Below are 20,975 nucleotides of genomic sequence, written 5' to 3'. Positions count from 1 at the left end.
AGGTCGTTTTGTTTTTTAATTAATTATTATACATCTTCTGGCCCAAATTAATTCTTACCCATCTTACGTTGCACAAATTTAACAACTTCAACAATGATTAGCATTGAAATACCCGCCGCAATGACAATCGCCCACTGAATTGGGTCAAGTGGCGTTACGTGGAATAAGCCATTGAAACCAGGAACCACAATGGTCACTGCTAATAAGACAAAGGATACCGCGATTGCCAAGTTGAACATCTTGTTTGCAAATGGGTGAATCTTGAATAACGATTGATGCACCGATTTCACGTTAAATGCGTGGAATAACTGGATCAGGCCTAAAGTTACATAAGCCATCGTTAATGCATCAGCATGCTGTAATGCAGGATCACTCACATGCGGGCCAACGTGTAAACCAATCAGATAAACTCCCAGCGTTAATGCACCCTCAATAATTCCTTGGTAGAAGATCGATGAGGCTACGCCGCCGGAGAAGAAATTAGACTTTCTTCCTCTTGGCTTGCGCTGCATTATGCCAGGTTCAATTGGCTCAACACCAAGAGCAATGGCAGGAAAGGTATCAGTTACCAGGTTAATCCAAAGTAATTGGACAGGAGCTAAAATATCCCAACCAAGAATGGTCATAAAGAATAGTGTTAATACCTCACCCAGGTTCGCCGACATCAGATATTGAATGGCTTTTTGAATATTTGCGAAGACCTTACGACCTTCCTTCACAGCAAGCACAATTGTGGCAAAGTTATCATCCGCAAGCACCATATCACTAGCACCCTTCGATACCTCGGTTCCGGTAATACCCATCCCAATACCAATATCTGATGTTTTAAGAGCTGGCGCATCGTTGACGCCATCACCTGTCATGGCAACAACCTTACCGCGCTTCTGCCATGCCTTAACGATTCTTACCTTATGTTCCGGTGAGACACGCGCATAGACTGAGAATTCACCTACGCGTTGGTCAAAAGTAGCATCATCCATCGCATCAAGCTGAGCACCGGTAATGACTGCGTCATCATCACCTGCCTCGATAATCCCTAGCCGCACGGCTATAGCCTCGGCAGTAATTTGGTGGTCACCAGTGATCATCATTGGCCGAATACCCGCTTGTTTAGCCTCTTTAACAGCCTGGGCAGCTTCTGGTCTTTGTGGATCAATCATCCCAACAAGTCCGGCAAACACAAGGTTATTTTCTAAGCTTTCACTGTCTGCAACCAGCACACGCTCATCGATCGTCTTGTAAGCCATTGCTAGTACACGTAATGCTTGCTTAGCCATGTCCTCATTAGTTTGCAGAATATTGTCCCGCTGCTCGTCCGTGATTGGTGAAAGCTCACCGTTGATTTCTACAGTAGTAATGCGTTTCAACAACTCGTCCGGCGCACCTTTGACGGCCACAAGATATCTACCGTCTGCCTGCTCGTGGACCGTCGACATCAGCTTTCTCTCCGAGTCGAATGGCACTTCTTGCACACGTGGCTGCTTCTTCAACAGATTGCGCACGTCGAAATCGTGGTCAAAACCATATTGAATGAGCGCGGTCTCTGTTGGGTCGCCTAACAGGTTCCCATCATTTTGAATCTTAGTGTCGTTAGCTAAACTCATTACTACCAGCGCTTTGTTATCTGAATCGATATCGGCATCAGCATCCCTGAGCACACCTTGGTAGTACATCTTCTCCACCGTCATCTGGTTCATCGTCAACGTACCGGTTTTGTCAGAAGCGATAATGTCGGTGCTACCTAAAGTTTCTACAGCTGGCAGTTTACGCACTAGTGCATTTTCCTTGGCCATCTTCTGTGTCCCAAGTGCCAAAATGATCGTAACAATGGCTGGTAACCCTTCCGGAATCGCAGCCACGGCCAATGAAATAGCAACCAAGAACATATTCATGATCAACTCGTTCATTGGTAAGCCTTGTGGGTTGTTTAATATTCCAATTCCAAAAATCAAAGCAGCAACAATCAGAATTAAGATTGTCAAAGTTTTACCAAGCGAATTTAAATTCATTTGGAGTGGCGTTGTGGTCTCGTCGGCCTGATTAATCATGTGGGCAATTTGACCAACCTCAGTCTGCATTCCCGTACCAGTGACGATACCTTCTGCACGGCCATAGGTTACATTACTATTCATGTAACCCATGTTAATCCGGTCCCCCAGAGGAACATCTTCGTCGTTCAAGGTCTCATTACTCTTCTCGACCGGGACGGATTCACCAGTCAGAGCTGACTCCTCAATCTTGAGCGAAGCCACGTCGATCAGACGCATATCTGCCGGTACAACGTCACCAGCCTCCAGGAGCACCAAATCACCCGGAACCAATTGGTCACTCGGGATGGACACGATTGCCCCGTCGCGGCGTACACGGGCGTCTGGTGTTGACATCTTCTTTAATGCATCAATCGCTTCCTCAGCCTTTGATTCTTGGAAAACACCGAGGATAGCATTGATAATCACAACCAACATAATGAGCGCTGAGTCGGCCCATTCCTGTGCTACTAACCCAGAAATCAGTGCAGCAGCCATCAATACGATGATCATGAAATCCTTAAATTGATCTAAAAACCTTTGGAGCATAGTCTTTTTCTTACCAGCTTCCAAGGCGTTTGGACCATACTTAGCTAGCCGCTCCTGTACTTCAGCGTTAGTTAAGCCACGATTTGTAGTGGCAAACTGCTCCATAATCTCGTTATTGGTTTGAGCATAAATCCGTTTTTTAACGTCCATTTGTTCCTCCGATATTAAAATTGATAACTTAAGAAAAAAGACTTACGCACGAAAATAATCCGCACATAAGTCTCACTAATTAAGATAAGCCCAGAATATCTCCGGTTGATGAACTTATCACATTATTCTGCAAGTTACTCCCTTATGGATAAAACTATTATAAAATAAATTAACTAAATTATGCAAGCTTAACCTTTTGACAATTTGCAATTAGCCAGATTTTTACCGCTCAAAAGGCGTCACAGGCAGATGCCGCTTGTGCTCTGACTTCAGATAAAGCTGTTCGATCTTTTCCGCCGCTAACCCGTTAATTCTCCTACCCTCAAGGTAGTCGTCAATCTGATCGTAGGTTACGCCTAATGCTTCCTCGTCAGGCAGCAGTGGCTTCTTCTCCTCTAGATCTGCTGTTGGTTTTTTTTCGTACAGATGACTAGGAGCCTTAAGATAACTCAGCAATGCCTTGCCCTGGCGCTTATTGAGCCCAGCCAGGGGAAGTAAATCAGCACCACCATCACCATATTTCGTAAAGAAGCCCGTCACATTTTCAGCGGCGTGATCGGTGCCAATAACAGCACCGTGCATCTGACCAGCAATCGCATATTGCGCCACCATCCGAGCCCGCGCTTTAATGTTTCCTTTATTGAAATCTGAAATTACAAGGGAATCTTGAGTGACAGCTTCCACCAGAGCATCGACGCTCGGTTTGATATTCACAACCATCGTCATGTCTGCCTGGATGAACTTGATTGCATCTAGTGCGTCTTGCTCGTCAGCTTGTTCGCCGTATGGTAACCGAACCGCCACAAATTGGTAATCCTTAGCACCAGTTTCTGTTCGCAGCTCGCTAATCGCCATCTGGGCTAATTTACCAGCTAAAGTCGAATCCTGACCCCCAGAAATTCCTAGGACATAAGTCTTCAAGCCTGGATTCTGCTGTAGATAATCCTTCAGAAAATCTACAGAACGACGCACTTCATGTTCCGGTTCAATCGTTGGCTTAGTTCTCTCTAACTCGATAATTTCTTTCTGCAATTCACGCATTTTCTACTCCCTTGAATACTTCTCACGAATTTCATGAATCAACGTCATCTTGTGATCATACAGCTTCTGGGACAAATCAACCGGATATTCCTGCGGATTCAAATCGCGTTTGTACTCGTCCCATAAACTATCCAATTGAATCCGGCTGTACTCACGGGTCTCCTCAAGCGTAGGTACCTGATACACTAATTCTCCCTGCTGGAATATGGTTTGTAAAATTGGCCGAGCAGTGTAGTTTTTGACGACCTTATTGATGTAGGTATATTGCGGATGAAACATAAATAGCGAATCATAACTGCGCGGATTCTCACTGGCAAGGCTTACCCAATCGCCCTCAGACTTGTTGTCCTTATCGTTATTTGTGATACGCCAAACCTGCTTCTTACCCGGTGTTGTCACCTTCTCGGCATTGCTAGAAAGTTTCAACGTATCCTCCATCTGGCCATGTTCATCTTCAATCGCTACCAGTTTATAAACAGCACCAAGCGCTGGTTGATCGAAAGCCGTAATCAGCTTGGTTCCTACACCCCACGCATTAATCTTCGCATCCTGCATCTTTAAATTGGTAATGGTTTGTTCGTCAAGATCGTTTGATGCAAAAATCTTGGTATTTTGATAACCAGCCTCGTCAAGTTGCTTACGAATCTTTTTCGAGATGTATGCCATGTCGCCAGAATCAATCCGAACGCCGACAAAATTGATTTTGTCACCCATCTCATTAGCAACCTTAATTGCTGTTGGCACGCCACTCTTCAACGTGTCATACGTATCAACCAGAAAGACGCAATCGCGATGAGTTTCTGCATACGCCTTGAATGCCTTGTACTCATCCCGATAGGCCTGGACCAGAGAATGTGCATGCGTACCGCTGACGGGAATACCAAATCTCTTGCCGGCGCGGACGTTACTCGTAGAGTCGAAACCCGCAATGTAGGCAGCCCTAGTTCCCCAAATTGCCGCCTCCGTCTCTTGAGCCCGTCGTGTACCGAACTCCATCACGATATCGTCACCCACAGCAGACTTAATTCGGGACGCCTTCGTTGCAATCAACGTCTGGAAGTTGATGATATTGAGTAATGCGGTCTCAACTAGCTGACATTCGGCTAATGGACCCTCAACTTGAAAGATTGGTTCGTTGTTGTACACAATCTCACCCTCAACTGCAGAGTTGACTGTACAACTAAAGTCAAAGTCTCTGAGGTAAGAGAGAAAGTCATCGTCGTAGCCCTGAGTATCCTTTAGGTACTGCAAGTCACTCTCAGCAAATTTCAAGCTGCTGAGGTATTCAATAGAGTGGTCCAGCCCGGCGAAAATCGCGTAGCCATTTTTGAATGGAATATTTCTGAAATAACATTCAAATACGGCATGCCTGTTATGGATGCCCTCTTTGAAGTAGGTATACATCATATTTAATTGATAAAGGTCAGTATGTAAAATTAACGAATCTTCAGTCTTCCGAATCATGGTTTGTCCTCGATTATCAAAGTTTTTTACATATTTAGTATAACTAATCTCACAAAAAAAGATAGTCCAAGTATCCGAACTATCAGCCACGACCAAAAATTCTGGCATACAATGAAGCCTGCCTCTTGGTCTTAATGTGTAATTTAAATTTAGTAACCAACTGACGTTTCAAGGACTTTTTACCTTCCATCCAGGTACCGGTAAAGACGTGAATTGTGCTAGACTCCGCGCTTGGGTTACACAAAATATTGTCCGGATAAACGTGAATGCCCGTTTCAAGTAACTGCTCCTGATTATTCGGGAGGCAATGGTATTTATCAATGAGAATATCGGAAACGCTGACTGTATTGACGCCAGCCATCTGTTGACTAGTATCAAACTCAAAGTCTAGCTCATTGAAATAATCGACCATATCCTTTACCAGCGGATGGTGCGGCTCCGCACCGAACGTGGCGGTAAATGGGTACTGAGCGTTCTCAAAGCCCACGAAAGCCCGATTTTCTCGCAGTTTATTCAAGTCGTCTAAGACTAAGACATCCGTATCCAAATAGATACCGCCATACTCGTACACGACACTAGCACGGATATAATCACTGACAAAAGCCCACTTCTTTGCTTCATAGGCCTGCCTAATATACTTATTCTGCTTCAGATCGAAGTTATCCTCATTCCACTCGATTATCTCGTAATCAGACAGTTGTTTGCGCCAGGTTGCCATGCATTGCTGGATGGCGGCAGGTTTCTCATTCCCCCCAACCCAAACGTAATGTATCTTCTTTGGAATCATTATTTAATCACCTCAACTTTGACATAATCGCGGACACAGAAAAATTCTAATAATTGCGTAATCTTGGTAGCAGAACTTGCGCTAGCCACGGTGATAGTCGTTGTGCCAGCTGCAAGTAATTCCATCAGTTGATGATAGAAATCTGGCAACGAACCACTAGCTAGCTGCCGGTTAAATAGTCTAATTTCTCCACCCCTAAAGATTCGTAGATCCTCAGGTACCACCAGTTCAGCCTGCTTTTGATTATTCCTATTCCTGAAGAAATCAAGTATGGTCCGGAGGTATGGGTGGTTGATTTCCGGTACACGTAATTTAATTACCTGCTCCACAATCTCGGCCGGCTCTGTCTGACCGCTAAAGCTAATGACTGGAATTAAGCTATCTAGCTTAAATTTATTGAATGCCCGAAACACTAGTGATTGTAGCTTAAACGCCGGTATCCTGTGCCGCGCAAGAACATGTGTCAAAGTGCGGAGCTCCCCACTAAGCACATTGACCGAGCCATCCGTGGAATTCAGATAATTACCCTCGTGGATCCGATACTTGAACCCAATGATATTTAAGTTAACCATATTCAAAGGGACGTTCTGCTCAAAATCGTACCAGGCAACCATATTGTTCGCCAAGTAATTTGAGGCAACTTGCTGCCTGAAAATATTGGTCCGCCAAAAGGCAAAGTCGCTGTACGGATTACGCCCAAATTGGAGCCCCGTTTTGACAATAGTAGACTTGCCACCAACAAATGGCTTAACACGATTGACCTTGATTCGCGCCAGGTGATTGTCAACTACCTCAAAGTCGGGGAAGACTCCCGCAACGCCAATGTGCTGCAGCGCCTCTACCCCGCCGGTGAGCACCCGTTCATTATAAAGTAGATCATCAGAATGAAGTATGTATGTCACAGCACCAGTAACTAGTTCAAGGCCATTCATGAGCGCATCAAGTTGATCCGCATTTGCTTGATATACGTAGGTAAGCGCCATTTGAGGGTGATTGGCCTGATACCTTTCAACGACGGATCGGGTGGCATCGGTCGAGCCATCGTCAATCACGATTACTTCGAAATCGGAATAGTCCTGCATCAACAATGAATCAAGTGATGCTTCAATCGTGTTCGCACTGTTATATGTGGGCATGAGTACAGAGACCCGCGGAATACCGCTGACATCATCGCCGACACGCACACCTTCAAAAAGAAAGAGGTGCCAAGAAATAAATGCGGCAGCCACGACGTTTAACGGGTTCAGAATTCCTGCATATTGGAGCGAGAGTTGCACAATAATTAGATTTGCTGTCAAGGTCCCAGCAATGAGCCAGTAGTTACCGTTAGTCTTGATTTTGAGCTGTTTTGTCCAATAAACCCCGGCAAATAACACGACCAAATAGTATAAGATTATCACGTAATCATTCAACTCGGGCTGAAGCAACTTCAATCCGGTCACGTCAAGCCTCAGACCAACAAAAGCAATAATCAAGATTACGGTCGTTTGAACATTGATTTGCCCCGTGGCTCTTCGCCTGTAGAAGCTGGCGCCTATTGCAATCAAGCCATCACAAACAAACAAGACACTCGCCACAGGATTCCCCACTAACAGTACATTAACAAGGGTTAAAATAAAAATTAATACCTGTCGAGCATTGAACTGTTGCTGCAGCAAATAAATACTCGTGATTCCAGATGCCAAAACTAACGGGGTCAGAAAATCCGCAGCCGCTGCAGCACTAGTGAGGTCAAGATAGACTAGCGTAGTGAACGATGTAATTACTAGCCAGTTGACCACTTTGATTAACTTGAGCCTAAAGTCGCTCCCAATTGACTTTAAAAACAATAGCACACCAATTATGGCCGCTAAGCTGGTATAGAAAATAGCTAAATTGCTGTTGGCCCCAGCGTTTTTTGCAATCAGCCCTAAAGCAATTGGTTGTAGCGCAAAGAAGATGACAATTGGTACCTGCTTAAAGTAACTAAAGTTTTGTGTCTGTCTACCCATTTAAAAAATTCCCTTTCAAAACCCAACTTAGTTGTTAAGTAGTACGCGGTAAATACTCTCAATCGAGTTTAGTTGCTGCACCATCGAAAAATTGGCGCTCAGGTATGATTTCTCAATTTGCGCCATCTCATTAAGGGTGCTTGGTTGTTCTTGGTGGATTGAATAAGCCTTTAAAATTGCGTTTTTGATGGAACCGCCATCGCCAATCGAGGCTACGAAGCCGTGTTGTTCATCTGGTATCATCTTTTCGATGTCACCAACGTTCGTTGACAGAATAGGTACCTCAGCGTTTGCGGCCTCGAGGAGCACAAGGGGAAAACTCTCCGAGTAAGAAGTTAACACCGCCAGATCCATCGTTTGGTATAAATCATTGATTGCTGATTGTGGTAGAAAACCATGAAAAACGACGTTCTCGTTCATTCCGTGAGCCTTCACATACTCTTTTAGTTCCTGCAACGCACTGCCATCGCCCACAAAGTGCAACTTGAGGTCTGCTAACTTCAACTCAGAAAGCGCCTGGAGTAGGAGCATTTGTCCCTTGATCGGCTCCATTCTTGCAACATTGATTATGTTAAATCCCGCGTGCTGTAGCTGCTTTTTCTCATCTTGATCGAAAAAAATACCGTTATAAATCACGCTAATATGTGCAGGATCGACTTGAACCTGCTGGACCAAGAGATTCTTGAAGTTTTTGGTGACGGCTAATAATCTATCCGCCTTCCTAAGACTGCGGAGGTTCAGTTTAGTAAAAACTCGCCCGACAAACCCCCGGCCGCCGAAATCCTTCGTTGGATCACTGTGCACCGTGATGACCCACTTAGCAGGTATTTGACCGCTAATCATGGACATGAACAGATTGGCACGAGCACCATGTGTGTGAACGATGTCAAAATTACCCTTATTGATGTATCGCTTCAGTTTCTGCAGTAGTCTAAGATCATACCGACTATCAATTCCCAATACGTCTACTTTAGCACCAACCTTACGTGCCTCTGCCGCGACCGGTCCATCAGCAAATGTTAGCAAGGTAAAATCCTGCTGTTCAAGTCTTGCGACCTTCAATAAGTTGACTATGTGAAAAAGACCGCCGCCCTGTTCGAGGCCTGCGTTTATATGTAATATTCTCATTCTCCGTCACCGCGTTTCTTAACCTCAAGCACGAATTTGGGCAAAACCAGCATACGCTTGAACCGCGACGGATTTTTGATTAAGCGATAAAACCATTCCAAATGGAGGTCCTGCATCAGTTTTGGTGCTCGCTTAGCGGCGCCAGCAAGGACATCGAAGCTTCCACCCACACCCATCATCATGGCCGGAACACCATTAATTCGCATGAGATCAATCAATTGCTCCTGACGGGGGAACCCCAATGCAACAAACACCATTTCAGGTTCTGTAGCCGCTATCTCATTTGCAATTTCGTTCAAATCTTCTTTGAAATAACCATCTCTTGCACCGACGAGTTCAATGCTTGGGTAATCAAGTGTCAACTTCTCCCGCACGCACGTAATGACTTCCGGTTGTGCACCAATTAGGTAGACCCGACTTCCTCTCTTCTCCGCCACGTTTAGGAACCACATAAACAGGTCAAATCCAGCCACACGTTCCTTTAGGGGTGTGTGCAACATCTTGCCAGCTTTCACGATCCCTATCCCATCGGCAGTCACATAATCAGCCCTCTTAATGGTTGCCATAAAATCCGGATCATCCTGCGCCACCATCACAATTTCTGGATTTGCCGTCACGATGAACGTGGATTGCCGATTATTCAGTCGCTCGATAAAGGTATTTTGAAATTCACTCATTGATTTATTATCAAAATCCACGCCAAGTACTGTAACTTTATTCATATTCTCCACCTATTAACGTTTGATCATTCTCTTAGCCAATTTTAACACATCTTGATTCAGGTCAAATTTGAGTAAGAAGAACAATCCACCATAAACAATCATGACAATAATTGACTTAATTGCCATATCAAAGAAGGCATTACCAACCAGTTGTGGCAGCAGGAATCCGACCACAAGTGTAATTAGTGCCATTATTATATATTTGGGTGTCTCGTTAAAGATGTAACTAAAGTCAAGTGCATCACGCACAATCCAAATCCGCATTAAACAGACGATAAACTCGGTTGTTACTACGGTTGCCGTGGCACCAGCAGCACCAAATTTAGGGTAGAGGATAAAACTGAGAGCTAGACTTAGAACTGCGCCAACAACTACCGGAATGGCATAATCCTTATCACGTTTTGTTGCCAGCGCAAACTGATTGGCAAACACGCCCCCAACAGGGATAAAAATAATCGTTAGTGTGGAGAACATCATTAGTTGTGCGACCGGTTCGTATCTGGGACCAAAAAAGAACGGCACGAATTCATGCGTATTAATTGCTACAACTATTGCAAAAATCAGCCCCAGAAATAGTGTTGCTTCATACGATTTTTTGACGAAGAACTTTTGAAATTGCTCACCAGTACTGGCCATCTTCGGCATCATCACAATTGTAATGGAGGTAATAACTCCGAGAATCATCGTCGATATGCGTTGGGAATTGTCATAAAACGAGACCTGGTTTGGGCTTACAAATGCACCCAGTATTGGTTTATCTAACGACGTATACACCTGGGTGGCAATTTGTGGAATCAACAAGGTGATAATCGAAGCGATTGTGGGCTTCAGTTGGTAGAAACTTTTGGTTGGTCGCCCGACATATTGACTGATTGAAACCCAAAAGACAAAGCTACCAATCATCGTGCTAACCGACATTATTAACATATAAATCCACAGGTCTCCTGGTCTTTTCACCAAGAGGAAGATCAGAATCACAGATGATAATTTGACAATCGTATTTCTGAGTACCACTCGACCAAACTCTTCCACGCCCTGAAAGAACCAGGCAATATCAAACATCGCGGAGATCAAAAACGGAATTTGCAGGTAGAAATAATTCCAATATTTGATTTTAAAAACCGTCACAAATACAACAGTCAAAATAATCATGACCAGACTTGCAATAGCCTGAATATACCATAGTCCCCAAAAAGCTGCGGTCATTTCCTTAGTTGAGCCTTTAGCACGCAAGCGAGCAATGGTTCTCGTACCGATGTAACCAATCGCCGCAGAGCAGAATACCATCAGGAATTGAATCGTAAATTTAACCGAACTATAGACACCGTATGGTCCTGGACCCATCACACGAGAAATATAAGGGACCGTTATTAGTGGGACTAAGACCAGAAAAATCTGGTAGACGGCATTGTAGAAAATATTAACTAAAGTTTTACGCACACTTAATCCCCCTTCACTTCGATTAATTGGTCAAACAGCCGCTGACTATTCGCGTTTTTGGGAATAGAGTAGCTGAGTTCTAAGCATTCCGTACGTTTAGCTGCACAGTGATCATCAGACACCATGGCCTGCTCGAGCTCGGTTTGTGAGGTGACCTTCACGCCAGGCGTCACCTTCTCATACGGATCGAGCAAAATTCCTCGTTTCGCTAGATATTCATTAAGATGGTTCGCAAGGAAATAAACTGGTTTATTCAAGTGGAGATAGTCAAAGTAGACTGAGGAGAAATCGGTAATCAAGTAGTCTGTCACGCGCAGAATTTCGTACAAGTCTAACTCATGCTCTACTAAATAAGCATCCTCTAAGACTGCAATATTCGAGAGCCTGAGTTCTTGCTTCATGAATTTCTGTTCATAAGGATGGAGTCGCACAAGCAGGAATTGGTTATGCTGTTGTAGAAAAGCGTTTAGTTGCTGGAGGTCAAAGTCGGAGACGGCGAGAAAGTTCCCCGCACTAATTTCTTGCATCACTGACTCGTTCTCTAATTCGAATCTAAATGTTGGCATGTAAATGCCTAGTTTGGTCTGTTTATTTACTTTGGGAGCGTCAAAGAGCTGTTCAATGATAGCCTCAGAAAGCTCATCTGCTTGACCGTAGAGCGCATCGATTCTTGGAAATCCCACACGCAGATATTTATCATCACTGATACCAACACAGGCGGACATTAGACTCTCGTATAGCGCAGAGCTGGAGGCGACGTAGTCAGCCTCCTTGGCCCATGTCTTCATCGTCTTCAAGTTATTAGTGGGATTAGTATTCTTTGCCATGAAGCCCATGCGCTTCAGTGGGATACCATGCCACAGCTCCACACAAATCTGATTCCGCTTGATTTTAAATGGCTCATGTGTCACAAAGATGAACTTTGCCCGGGAAATACTCTGCCAAGTTTTAAAGGAAAGGTGGGTTGTCGGAAACGGCTCGACCAGCTCAACGGAAATTTCCGGATGGTTTTCCCGCAAATATTTGTAAAATAAAAAGCCGTTAGACCCAGAACGACCGGCACCATTTAAAATGACATATTTATTTGCATCAGTTTTTGTAAACTGTAAGACCAGTTTGATACAGCCTAGGTATAGTTTAAATAAAAAGTTTTTCATCAGTAACCTTCAGTATTCCACGAAATTAATCTAGTTTATCATATCAAATCTTTATCTAAATATTGTACGAAATTTGATTTTTTATCTAATTCTTCAGGAAGTTCTCAAGGTTATTTGCTACAATAGTCCTGACAAAGGAGAATATTAATGAAAAAAGTAATTACTTACGGTACATTTGATCTCTTACACTGGGGCCATGTTCGCCTGTTAAAGCGCGCAAAAGAAATGGGTGACTACCTAATCGTGGGGCTATCAACGGATGAATTCAACGAGTTCAAGAAACACAAAGAGGCTTATAATTCATACGAACACCGCAAATATATTCTGGAAGCCATCAAGTACGTTGACGAAGTAATTCCCGAGAACGACTGGGATCAAAAGGTCAAAGATGTCCAGAAATACGACATCGATACGTTCGTCATGGGTGATGATTGGCAAGGTCAATTTGACTTTCTTAAGGACTATTGTGAAGTGGTGTACCTCCCACGTACATCCGGAATCTCCACAACTAAAATCAAAGAGGATTTGAAATAAAATTAAGTAAACCGGGATAATTTATCCCGGTTTTTTTTAAATAAAGTCGTTATGATATACTTGTCCGTTTATCCTTAATATAATTAAATTGTATTCAAATTAATTATTTAAAGGAGACAGAAATGAATAGAGATCACGACACGAAAGACTATGGTACAAAAGAAAAAATTACCGGTAACCTCAAGCAAGCAGAAGGTAAGCTGACCGGTGATAAGACGCGCGAGAACCAAGGTAAAGCAGAAGAGTTACTTGGTAAAGCAAAAGAAAAGGTGACAGAAACAGTTGAGAAGGCGAAGGACCTCCTTACTCCTGACGATGAAGAGCACAAAAAATAACTAAGTACCATTTGCTTGCTCATTAAGATATACCCCCCTAGTAAGACCTCAAAATTTGCAAGAAAAAAACTTCAGGCTACTACATGCGTTTTCAAACGTATGTGCTGACTGAAGTTTTTTTAATTTTCGAAGATAAATTCAAATCGTTCGGCAACATACTGAGCCCGTACATATTCAAATGGCTGCTCGGTATCGAGGTGTGAAACTTGTCGCCTAGTCACGACGGCCTCCCCCTTCTTAATATCCAACAAACGGGCTGTCTCTTCATTTGCAATTGACGCACCAATCCGCTGCTCTACGTGGCCGAAATTTACCTTACCTTTATTCTCGAGGACTTGATACAGAGAGGACGTAATCTCTTCTCTGGTATAGTTGTTGACCAAGGAACGTGGTACGCTAGCTATCTCATAGCAAATAGGCACGCCGTCGGCGAATCGCACACGTTCCATCCGGAGAACCTCTTCCTCATCCCCTAGTTCGAGCTTTTCCTTTTCACTCAGGGAAGGTTGCACCATCCGAAATGAGATGGTTTGACTAGCTGGTTTTTTCCCCTGTGCGGTCATCATTTCGGTAAAGCCCATTATACCACTTACTTTTTCCTGCACTTTTTGGTTAGCAACATACGTGCCAGAGCCCAAACGCCGCTCTAAAATGCCCTCATCTTCTAAAGTTTTGATTGCTTGCCTAAGGGTCATTCTGCTAACATTGAAATCAATGGCTAATTGGCGTTCTGCTGGTATTCGTTCGCCAACCAACCACTTCTTATTTTCAATGTCTTTTTTTATTTTGTTGTGTATTTGGATATACATTGGCTCTTGCATATGATCACTCCTTAAAAAGATTATACGTCAACTAGACCAAAAAGGAAAAATTTACCACTCCACCAACAAGATTGAAATCAGTCCAATCAGGGAGGTTTAATTACGAGTTATTTTATGATTGCAACGTGGCAAATTGCCGAAGAAGGCGTCAAGAAAGCAGCTTGCGCTCTCAGTCATGGGGCCACGGCCGAAGACGCGCTCGTCACGGCCATCAAGGATGTCGAGGACAACCCAGCATTCACTTCAGTCGGCTACGGTGGCTATCACCGTGAACTACTCAGCTAGTTTCAACAATATGAAAAGACAGCTAGGAATTACCCTAGCTGTCTTTATTTAGTTGGGTTAGATGGATTCGAACCATCGCATAACGGAGTCAAAGTCCGTTGCCTTACCGCTTGGCTATAACCCAATAATACAAATGGAGGAGAGTGGATTCGAACCACCGAACCCGAAGGAGCGGATTTACAGTCCGCCGCGTTTAGCCACTTCGCTACTCCTCCATAACTTTAGCACCTAAATATCATAGCTAAACCACAGCCAAAAATCAAGCGTTTTTAGTTAATTTCTATTATTTTAGTGGTCTGCATAAACTCCGTCATAAAGTCAGCGTTCTCCCACTCATGCCTGCGTTTGGTACGATAGCCAAGCGGTTGATGGAGGTATGTCGTCTGCCCGATCTGCGTGTCTGGTGTGCGGATATGCAAGTGACCGAAATCAACGTAGTCCAGTTGATAACGATCAATCAGCTCACCCAGCCCGACTCCGCCGAGCATCGCGGTGGAAATGTTCCACTTCTCATAGTCAGTGAACTTGATAAACTCCAGCCTTGGCACAAAGTGCGTTAACAAAATAATGTGCCTATTAGATTGCCCCACAGCCTGGACCTGCTCAATCGACTCTTCTATCTGTGCCAGGGTGCGGTCAAAACGCTCCCGGTCGGATAGCGGGGCATCGATTACCGCGTCAACCCAGTATGTCTGCTTGAAATGGTAGTAATCATTATCAGTCAAATTAAGCCGGGTCTTAGCAAAGCTATAATCATACCAACCGTTATTCCCCACTATGGCAAAGTTTGTATCAGGGATCAATAACGTCTTGTGGTGGAGATAGTATTTCGACTGTGGCTCCTCCAGTTGGTAGTATTTGACGCCGCGAACCATATCGTGATTTCCAGCAATAAAGTAGGCCTTGGTATTACGCGCCAAGTTGTTGAATTGCTCAAAATATTCAAGTGTTTTGTTGAAGTCATTGAAGGTATCGCCAGTCACAAAAAAATAATCGACTTCTTGTCTGTTCAAGAAGTCGATTTGTTGTTGGATTAACTTTTTCGCGTCAAGCTGATTTACATCGAAGTGTAAGTCGCTTGCAAAAGCAATTCTCACCAATTATTTCACTCCAGCCATGAGCCTAGAAATCCTGCCCTTCAACATGAACATAATTAATGATAACACAAGCGCGATAATTCCGCCGTAGATAAAGTAGTTTGCAATGTTCCCTTCATGATAGAAGCGAATAATCTGTGAATTGATCGCCTGAGCCACCGCATCAGCTAGGAACCACATCCCCATCATCTGCGAGCTAAATGCCCTTGGCGCCAGTTTTGTCGTCACCGAAAGGCCTACCGGTGAGACGAGCATCTCCCCAATCACCACCAAGAAGAAGCTGGCCACAAGCCAGAGGCCACTTACACGCACATCCTCACTTCGGCCAATCATCGGCACGGCCATAATCATGTATGATGCCGCGGTGAAAATCAGCCCGATTACGAATTTCATTGGTGAACTCGGTTGTTTTTTACCAAGCTTGATCCAGAGCCATGCAAAAATAGGAGAGAGGAAGATGATGAAGAGCGGATTCAATGATTGATATTGACTTGGGTCAACCGTGTAACCGAAAATATGCAGAATTCGCGTGTTGTCTTTCGCAAAGAACGCGAGCACAACCGAGCTCGATTCCTCGATAGCCCAGAAGGCTACAGCTGCAATAAACAGCGGAATATACGCGAGCACTCGTGAGCGATCCTCTTTGTTTGTTTTCGGGCTGGTTAGCATCTGTGCAAAGTAAAAAATCGGAATCACAATTGCAATGATACTTAGTCCAGCAACGATATTGTCAATCGTCAATGTGTTCGTTACCGCCATCAACACAATGATTACGACCACCACAACTAAGGCAATCACTACCCGCACCACAATGTTTTTGAGCTCGGCTTTTAGAATCGGATCGGGAGCCTTGTCGTCCTCTTTGTTAAATTGTTTCTTCGAATCTATGACATAGAAGATTAGTCCCACAGCCATCCCAATTGCGGCAAGTGAGAAACCGGCATGGTACCCGTATGCACCCTTCATCGCTCCGACAACCAGTGGGGCAATGAATGAACCAAGGTTGATTCCCATGACGAAGATACTGAAGCCAGAGTCCCGCCGTGAATCATTCTCACCGTACAGGTGACCTACCATGTTAGAGACGTTTGGCTTCAAGAGGCCGGTACCGATAATGATGAAGGCAATCGACCACAGTAGTCCGGCGAAGCCCAGCGGCATCGAGAGAATGATATGACCAATCATGATGGCAATACCACCCCAAAAGACAGTTCTTCTGCTGCCAAGAATTCGATCACTGACGAACCCGCCAATGACCGACGTCAGATAGACCATCGAGCCATAGATGGCCATAATTGAACCAGCTGTCGCCTTATCAATTCCAAGGCCACCGTTTGCCATCGCATCGTACATGTAGTACAACAGGATAGCACGCATACCATAATAACTAAATCTCTCCCAGAATTCCGTCATAAATAAGGTTCTCAGACCTAACGGATGCCCTAGAAAAGTTTTTACTTTTTCATTTTTCATAATTTACTACCACCATTTTGATATCGTACAGGTTAGAAAGTTTAACAAACATTCCTCTATCCCGCAAACCAGTTTCAATTTTCTATAATTTCTTTCTAAAAATTTGGCATTTTTCCAATTTATAAACGCTTAAAAAACACCCAACAACCGCATAGTATTGCGCTTACTGGGTGTTTTTAAGTTATAGTTAATATGCCGTCTGCAAGATTCGAACTTGTGACCCTCGGTTTACGATACCGATGCTCTACCAACTGAGCTAAGACGGCAAGAACAACAATCATTATAGCAAATAGCGCAAGAAATTCCAAACATATTTTTTTTACTTAATATATTAAATTATGTGGTAGAATGGAACTACATTTAGAGAAATCGAAAGGAATAATTTATGAGTATTTTAGTACTTGGTGGCGCCGGCTACATTGGTTCCCACGCAGTAGATACACTTGTTAATGAAGGATACGATACCGTCGTTGTTGATTCTTTAGTCACAGGACATAGAGCAGCAGTGAACAAGCAGGCCAAATTTTACAAGGGCGATATTTTAGATGAACAATTCTTGAATAACGTCTTCGAGCAGGAAGAGATCGAGACCGTCATGCACTTTGCCGCGTTCTCACTTGTATCCGAATCAATGACTAAGCCCCTTAAGTATTTCAAAAACAATACGGCGGGATTGGTCAACCTCCTTGAAGTTATGAAGAACCATGGTGTGAATCAAATAGTCTTCTCCTCCACGGCCGCAACGTATGGTGTACCCAAAGAATTACCAATTACGGAATCATCACCAACTAATCCAATCAATCCATACGGCGAGAGCAAGCTGATGATGGAGAAAATCATGGGTTGGGCTGACCAGGCCTATGGCATCAAATTCGTCGCACTCCGCTACTTTAACGTTGCTGGCGCTAAGCTCGACGGTTCAATCGGCGAAGCGCACCACCCAGAGACTCACTTGATTCCAATCATCCTAGATACCGCACTTGGTAACCGGAATCGGATTACCATTTTCGGTAACGACTACAACACGAAGGATGGCACAAACGTACGTGATTACGTCCACGTCCTCGACCTCATCGATGCCCATATCGCGGCGATGAAGTACTTACAGGCCGGGAATCCAAGTAACGTCTTTAACCTGGGCTCCTCAAATGGTTTCTCTAACCTAGAAATTCTACAGAGTGCCATCAAGGTTACCGGAGTGAATATTCCTTACGAAATTGGTGCTCGACGCGGCGGTGATCCTGATTCGCTTGTAGCAATGAGCAAAAAGGCGCGTGAAATCCTCGAATGGACACCTCGTTACGAGCAAATCGATACGATCATTAGCAGCGCCTGGCAGTGGCACCAGAAACACCCAAATGGATATGGAGACTAGCTTTGAACGTAAATGCAGTTGAACATCTGGCTTCTTTAATTATTGTAAATAACCATCAATTTGAAGAAATTGATCAGACATACTTAGCCAACAAAGTACTGACGATCGTTCAAGATGAAGCACGGGAGCTCACAGTACCTGTGTCTTTTTCTGCGCTCCAAACCGCACAGAAATTGGCCACAAATGAAGTCCAGGTTGCTCAATTATTAGATTTATACACACCCGTACCGAGTGCCGTTAACCGCCAATTCTGGTCCGAATACCAGGCAAACGGTCCAAGTGCCGCTACAGATTATTTCCATCACCTGTCAGTGGCCAGCGATTACCTCAAAGTAGCCGACATAGCAAGAAACATTCAATTCACCGAGCCCTCAGTTTACGGTGAATTGGAACTCACAATCAACCTGTCTAAACCCGAGAAAACAACTGCAGAGATTGCCGCGGCCAAACTAGCACCGAAAAGAGATTACCCGCAGTGTCTCCTGTGCTTTCAAAATGAGGGCTATTTAGGCGGTGCTGGCTACCCGGAACGAAGTGCTCACCGCTTAATCAGGTTGACCCTGAATAATCATCCCTGGGCAATGCAGTTTTCGCCATACGAATACTTTAATGAGCACGTCATCGTGATCGATAAGCAACATGAACCAATGCGGATTAATCACGATACTTTCGTTAACCTGTTTGACTTCGTGGATATCTTCCCCCACTATTTTCTCGGTAGCAACGCCGGACTGCCGATTATTGGCGGTTCGATGCTCGCACACGAACACTATCAGGGCGGTAAGCATGTCTTTCCACTTGAACGTGCCCAGGCAGCATTCACTTTTGCAACTGGTGAGTCGGAAGTTCGCGCTGCTGTCCTCAACTGGCCCGTGACGACAATTAGGCTAGAGTCCACCAATCGGAATAAGTTAGTGGATTACGCCGACAAAATCTTGCAGGCCTGGTTACAATTTGACGATCAGGATTTGGGTATCGGGGCACGTGATGCCGCTGTTTGGCATCACTCAATTAATCCAATTGTCCGCAAAAACGGCCAAAAATACACCCTCTACATTCTTTTGCGAGACAACAATACATCAGCAGTCTATCCTGATGGAATTTTTCACGTTCACCCTGAATATCAACACATTAAGCAAGAAAATATTGGCCTGATTGAGGCAATGGGCTTGGCAATCCTACCGGGCCGTCTTAGGACGGAATTGACTGAGGTCACTAACTATATCACCGGCAAGAAAAGCGCGGTGAAGAACATCCATCAAGCGTGGGCTGAAGAGCTTAAACAAGCATACACGGCCGAGCAGGATCCAGATACTTTTGTGCAGCAGCAAATTGGACTGGTTTTTACTCATATTCTAGAAAATACCGGCGTTTTCAAAGATATTTCGCCACATAATGAACATTTAGCAAGATTTATCAACAGTATCTAATTGGTATCACCTATTATAAATTACTAACCTCAAAAAGATGTGTAAAAATGAGCACATCTTTTTTAAATTTATTTATCTAAGTTTAACTAGCTGACTCTTATCAGCTGCATACGGAAGTTCAACGTTCAAGTGGTCAGAATCTTTGACAATCGTCCCGTTTGGCCGTTTCACTGTGCCATCAGATAGTAATTCGTACTCTAGCTTAATTATTGTTCCATCATCACGGTTCCAGGGCATTTTGCCGGTTGAATAAATTGTGTAGTGGTCGGAATCGGTAATCTCAGTACTTAAATCTTGTTTTTTATTTCTTGAACTAATCGTAATCACGGTTTTTATGGCCGTTTTTTTACTGGTAACTAGCACAGTATTTTGCTCAGCAATCACTGTCTTACCACGATCTTTCAGATAGAACACGGCACCAACTGCCGGTATAATAATACCGAGAACAATCAAAAGTTTCTTCCTCATTTGCCCTACCTCAAACTCTCAATGAATTTTTTCTTTTTTACGGAAGAAACGCCCCACAAAACAGAAATTGGAATGGCTATCAACATGATAATCACAATGACAATCTGGTTTGAGAATGAGTACAGCGAGGTGAACATCGCACCGTAAGAGAAACGATCCAATAGGAAAGTTTTGAGTAAGTAGACAATTAAGGTAGCACCCAAATAAATTCCCACGAATTGGCTGATAATTCCACCAGCAATGATTTTTACCACATCGGTCTTCGAATAACCCAGACTATAAAGAATTGCCAATTCCTTCCGTCTAGCACCAATCAGCTGGCGATTAAGAAACACGAAAATCAACGTCAATAAACCAGTAAGAATCAGAACACCCACTATTAGCATGGTGAGTAGCTTATTGTAAGATGCAGCAAATTCACCATGAGTCAATGCATAACGCGACTTCTGTTGGTACTTGGGAAACAACTTGTTGAGCTGTTTTGAAACTGTCGGAACGTCAGCGCTTGAATCGGTCACAATTAACATCCCTGTTTTCCCTGTACCCACACTCTTGACGAAGTCAGCATAAATTCAAATAAACACTCAACCTAGATTGAGTGTCTATTTTTTCCACCAAAAAAGGATTAGTCAACGACTAATCCTCCCCTAAGCTCCGGATGTCAGACTCGAACTGACGACATCTTGATTAACAGTCAAGCG

General features: G+C 43.9%; 19 protein-coding genes and 3 tRNA genes. 5 read left to right on the top strand and 17 right to left on the bottom strand.

Annotation, left to right across the window (positions count from 1 at the left end; translation table 11 throughout):
• Positions 1-47: 47 nt before the first annotated feature.
• The 9 genes from FC62_RS07190 to FC62_RS07150 form a co-directional block, all read right to left on the bottom strand.
• On the bottom strand, positions 48-2,726 hold the full coding sequence (locus FC62_RS07190; RefSeq protein WP_056946890.1) for a calcium-translocating P-type ATPase, PMCA-type: 2,679 nt from the start codon (positions 2,724-2,726) through the stop codon (positions 48-50).
• Between the two features lie 222 nt (positions 2,727-2,948).
• The gene (nadE, locus tag FC62_RS07185) at positions 2,949-3,767 is read right to left on the bottom strand and encodes an ammonia-dependent NAD(+) synthetase (protein ID WP_056946893.1); all 819 of its coding nucleotides are present in this window, start codon (positions 3,765-3,767) and stop codon (positions 2,949-2,951) included.
• 3 nt (positions 3,768-3,770) lie between these two features.
• Positions 3,771-5,231, bottom strand: a complete 1,461-nt coding sequence (locus FC62_RS07180) for a nicotinate phosphoribosyltransferase (protein WP_056946942.1) — start codon at positions 5,229-5,231, stop codon at positions 3,771-3,773.
• 82 nt (positions 5,232-5,313) lie between these two features.
• Positions 5,314-6,018 carry a glycosyltransferase family 32 protein gene (locus tag FC62_RS07175; RefSeq protein WP_056946895.1) on the bottom strand — a complete coding sequence of 235 codons (705 nt, stop codon included), beginning with the start codon at positions 6,016-6,018 and terminating at the stop codon, positions 5,314-5,316.
• Positions 6,018-8,009: a glycosyltransferase family 2 protein gene (locus FC62_RS07170; protein WP_056946898.1), complete on the bottom strand. Its 1,992-nt coding sequence runs from the start codon at positions 8,007-8,009 to the stop codon at positions 6,018-6,020. Before FC62_RS07170 ends, FC62_RS07175 begins: the two co-directional genes overlap by 1 nt.
• A 27-nt stretch (positions 8,010-8,036) precedes the next feature.
• Positions 8,037-9,137, bottom strand: coding sequence for a glycosyltransferase family 4 protein (locus FC62_RS07165; RefSeq protein WP_056946900.1), 1,101 nt, complete (start codon positions 9,135-9,137; stop codon positions 8,037-8,039).
• A complete protein-coding gene (locus FC62_RS07160) occupies positions 9,134-9,859 on the bottom strand; it encodes a WecB/TagA/CpsF family glycosyltransferase (RefSeq protein WP_056946903.1) in 726 nt (241 codons plus the stop codon). The genes FC62_RS07165 and FC62_RS07160 overlap by 4 nt, the downstream gene beginning before the upstream one ends.
• A 12-nt stretch (positions 9,860-9,871) precedes the next feature.
• A complete protein-coding gene (locus tag FC62_RS07155) occupies positions 9,872-11,299 on the bottom strand; it encodes an oligosaccharide flippase family protein (RefSeq protein ID WP_056946906.1) in 1,428 nt (475 codons plus the stop codon).
• Positions 11,300-11,301: 2 nt separating this feature from the next.
• Positions 11,302-12,456, bottom strand: a complete 1,155-nt coding sequence (locus FC62_RS07150) for a CDP-glycerol glycerophosphotransferase family protein (protein WP_056946909.1) — start codon at positions 12,454-12,456, stop codon at positions 11,302-11,304.
• Positions 12,457-12,603: 147 nt separating this feature from the next.
• Between FC62_RS07150 and tagD the strand changes: the two genes are divergently transcribed.
• Both tagD and FC62_RS07140 read left to right on the top strand, forming a co-directional pair.
• Positions 12,604-12,990: a glycerol-3-phosphate cytidylyltransferase gene (gene tagD, locus FC62_RS07145; RefSeq protein WP_056946914.1), complete on the top strand. Its 387-nt coding sequence runs from the start codon at positions 12,604-12,606 to the stop codon at positions 12,988-12,990.
• 122 nt (positions 12,991-13,112) lie between these two features.
• Complete coding sequence (locus tag FC62_RS07140) at positions 13,113-13,325, top strand: CsbD family protein (protein WP_056946917.1); 213 nt, start codon at positions 13,113-13,115, stop codon at positions 13,323-13,325.
• A 119-nt stretch (positions 13,326-13,444) separates the two neighbouring features.
• Here the strand turns inward: FC62_RS07140 and FC62_RS07135 are convergent, their stop codons facing one another.
• The gene (locus tag FC62_RS07135) at positions 13,445-14,146 is read right to left on the bottom strand and encodes a GntR family transcriptional regulator (protein ID WP_056946921.1); all 702 of its coding nucleotides are present in this window, start codon (positions 14,144-14,146) and stop codon (positions 13,445-13,447) included.
• A 114-nt stretch (positions 14,147-14,260) separates the two neighbouring features.
• Between FC62_RS07135 and FC62_RS08170 the strand changes: the two genes are divergently transcribed.
• Positions 14,261-14,431: a hypothetical protein gene (locus FC62_RS08170; protein WP_156408178.1), complete on the top strand. Its 171-nt coding sequence runs from the start codon at positions 14,261-14,263 to the stop codon at positions 14,429-14,431.
• 52 nt (positions 14,432-14,483) lie between these two features.
• Here FC62_RS08170 and FC62_RS07130 read toward each other — a convergent pair.
• The 5 genes from FC62_RS07130 to FC62_RS07110 form a co-directional block, all read right to left on the bottom strand.
• Positions 14,484-14,555: transfer RNA gene (locus FC62_RS07130), tRNA-Gln, on the bottom strand.
• A 10-nt stretch (positions 14,556-14,565) separates the two neighbouring features.
• A tRNA-Tyr gene (locus FC62_RS07125) sits at positions 14,566-14,646 on the bottom strand.
• A gap of 54 nt (positions 14,647-14,700) precedes the next feature.
• A complete protein-coding gene (locus FC62_RS07120; RefSeq protein WP_162254397.1) occupies positions 14,701-15,528 on the bottom strand; it encodes a metallophosphoesterase in 828 nt (275 codons plus the stop codon).
• A 3-nt stretch (positions 15,529-15,531) separates the two neighbouring features.
• Positions 15,532-17,001 carry a peptide MFS transporter gene (locus tag FC62_RS07115; protein WP_056946928.1) on the bottom strand — a complete coding sequence of 490 codons (1,470 nt, stop codon included), beginning with the start codon at positions 16,999-17,001 and terminating at the stop codon, positions 15,532-15,534.
• A gap of 193 nt (positions 17,002-17,194) precedes the next feature.
• Positions 17,195-17,267 (bottom strand) — tRNA-Thr (locus FC62_RS07110).
• Between the two features lie 119 nt (positions 17,268-17,386).
• On the opposite strand from FC62_RS07110, the gene galE reads away from it, so the two are divergent.
• Together galE and FC62_RS07100 are read left to right on the top strand one after the other, a co-directional pair.
• On the top strand, positions 17,387-18,376 hold the full coding sequence (galE, locus tag FC62_RS07105; RefSeq protein WP_054746343.1) for a UDP-glucose 4-epimerase GalE: 990 nt from the start codon (positions 17,387-17,389) through the stop codon (positions 18,374-18,376).
• A 2-nt stretch (positions 18,377-18,378) separates the two neighbouring features.
• The gene (locus tag FC62_RS07100) at positions 18,379-19,806 is read left to right on the top strand and encodes a UDP-glucose--hexose-1-phosphate uridylyltransferase (RefSeq protein WP_056946931.1); all 1,428 of its coding nucleotides are present in this window, start codon (positions 18,379-18,381) and stop codon (positions 19,804-19,806) included.
• A gap of 72 nt (positions 19,807-19,878) precedes the next feature.
• Here the strand turns inward: FC62_RS07100 and FC62_RS07095 are convergent, their stop codons facing one another.
• Positions 19,879-20,274, bottom strand: coding sequence for a hypothetical protein (locus tag FC62_RS07095; protein ID WP_056946934.1), 396 nt, complete (start codon positions 20,272-20,274; stop codon positions 19,879-19,881).
• A 5-nt stretch (positions 20,275-20,279) separates the two neighbouring features.
• The gene (locus FC62_RS07090) at positions 20,280-20,801 is read right to left on the bottom strand and encodes an FtsX-like permease family protein (protein WP_056946939.1); all 522 of its coding nucleotides are present in this window, start codon (positions 20,799-20,801) and stop codon (positions 20,280-20,282) included.
• Between the last annotated feature and the right edge of the window lie 174 nt (positions 20,802-20,975).

Origin of the sequence: Amylolactobacillus amylotrophicus DSM 20534, from assembly GCF_001434555.1 — a bacterium.
GTDB lineage: Bacteria > Bacillota > Bacilli > Lactobacillales > Lactobacillaceae > Amylolactobacillus > Amylolactobacillus amylophilus.
Note: the sequence above shows the minus strand (reverse complement) of the source record. Positions and strands in the feature narration are given on the sequence as shown.

Coding starts and splice junctions, on each gene's coding strand:
- FC62_RS07140 (WP_056946917.1), top strand. CDS start 13,113: ATGAATAGAGATCACGACACGAAAGACTATGGTACAAAAGAAAAAATT.
- FC62_RS07150 (WP_056946909.1), bottom strand. CDS start 12,456: ATGAAAAACTTTTTATTTAAACTATACCTAGGCTGTATCAAACTGGTC.
- FC62_RS07170 (WP_056946898.1), bottom strand. CDS start 8,009: ATGGGTAGACAGACACAAAACTTTAGTTACTTTAAGCAGGTACCAATT.
- FC62_RS07165 (WP_056946900.1), bottom strand. CDS start 9,137: ATGAGAATATTACATATAAACGCAGGCCTCGAACAGGGCGGCGGTCTT.
- FC62_RS07160 (WP_056946903.1), bottom strand. CDS start 9,859: ATGAATAAAGTTACAGTACTTGGCGTGGATTTTGATAATAAATCAATG.
- FC62_RS07175 (WP_056946895.1), bottom strand. CDS start 6,018: ATGATTCCAAAGAAGATACATTACGTTTGGGTTGGGGGGAATGAGAAA.
- nadE (WP_056946893.1), bottom strand. CDS start 3,767: ATGCGTGAATTGCAGAAAGAAATTATCGAGTTAGAGAGAACTAAGCCA.
- FC62_RS07115 (WP_056946928.1), bottom strand. CDS start 17,001: ATGAAAAATGAAAAAGTAAAAACTTTTCTAGGGCATCCGTTAGGTCTG.
- FC62_RS07190 (WP_056946890.1), bottom strand. CDS start 2,726: ATGGACGTTAAAAAACGGATTTATGCTCAAACCAATAACGAGATTATG.
- FC62_RS07095 (WP_056946934.1), bottom strand. CDS start 20,274: ATGAGGAAGAAACTTTTGATTGTTCTCGGTATTATTATACCGGCAGTT.
- FC62_RS08170 (WP_156408178.1), top strand. CDS start 14,261: ATGATTGCAACGTGGCAAATTGCCGAAGAAGGCGTCAAGAAAGCAGCT.
- FC62_RS07090 (WP_056946939.1), bottom strand. CDS start 20,801: ATGTTAATTGTGACCGATTCAAGCGCTGACGTTCCGACAGTTTCAAAA.
- tagD (WP_056946914.1), top strand. CDS start 12,604: ATGAAAAAAGTAATTACTTACGGTACATTTGATCTCTTACACTGGGGC.
- FC62_RS07180 (WP_056946942.1), bottom strand. CDS start 5,231: ATGATTCGGAAGACTGAAGATTCGTTAATTTTACATACTGACCTTTAT.
- FC62_RS07135 (WP_056946921.1), bottom strand. CDS start 14,146: ATGCAAGAGCCAATGTATATCCAAATACACAACAAAATAAAAAAAGAC.
- galE (WP_054746343.1), top strand. CDS start 17,387: ATGAGTATTTTAGTACTTGGTGGCGCCGGCTACATTGGTTCCCACGCA.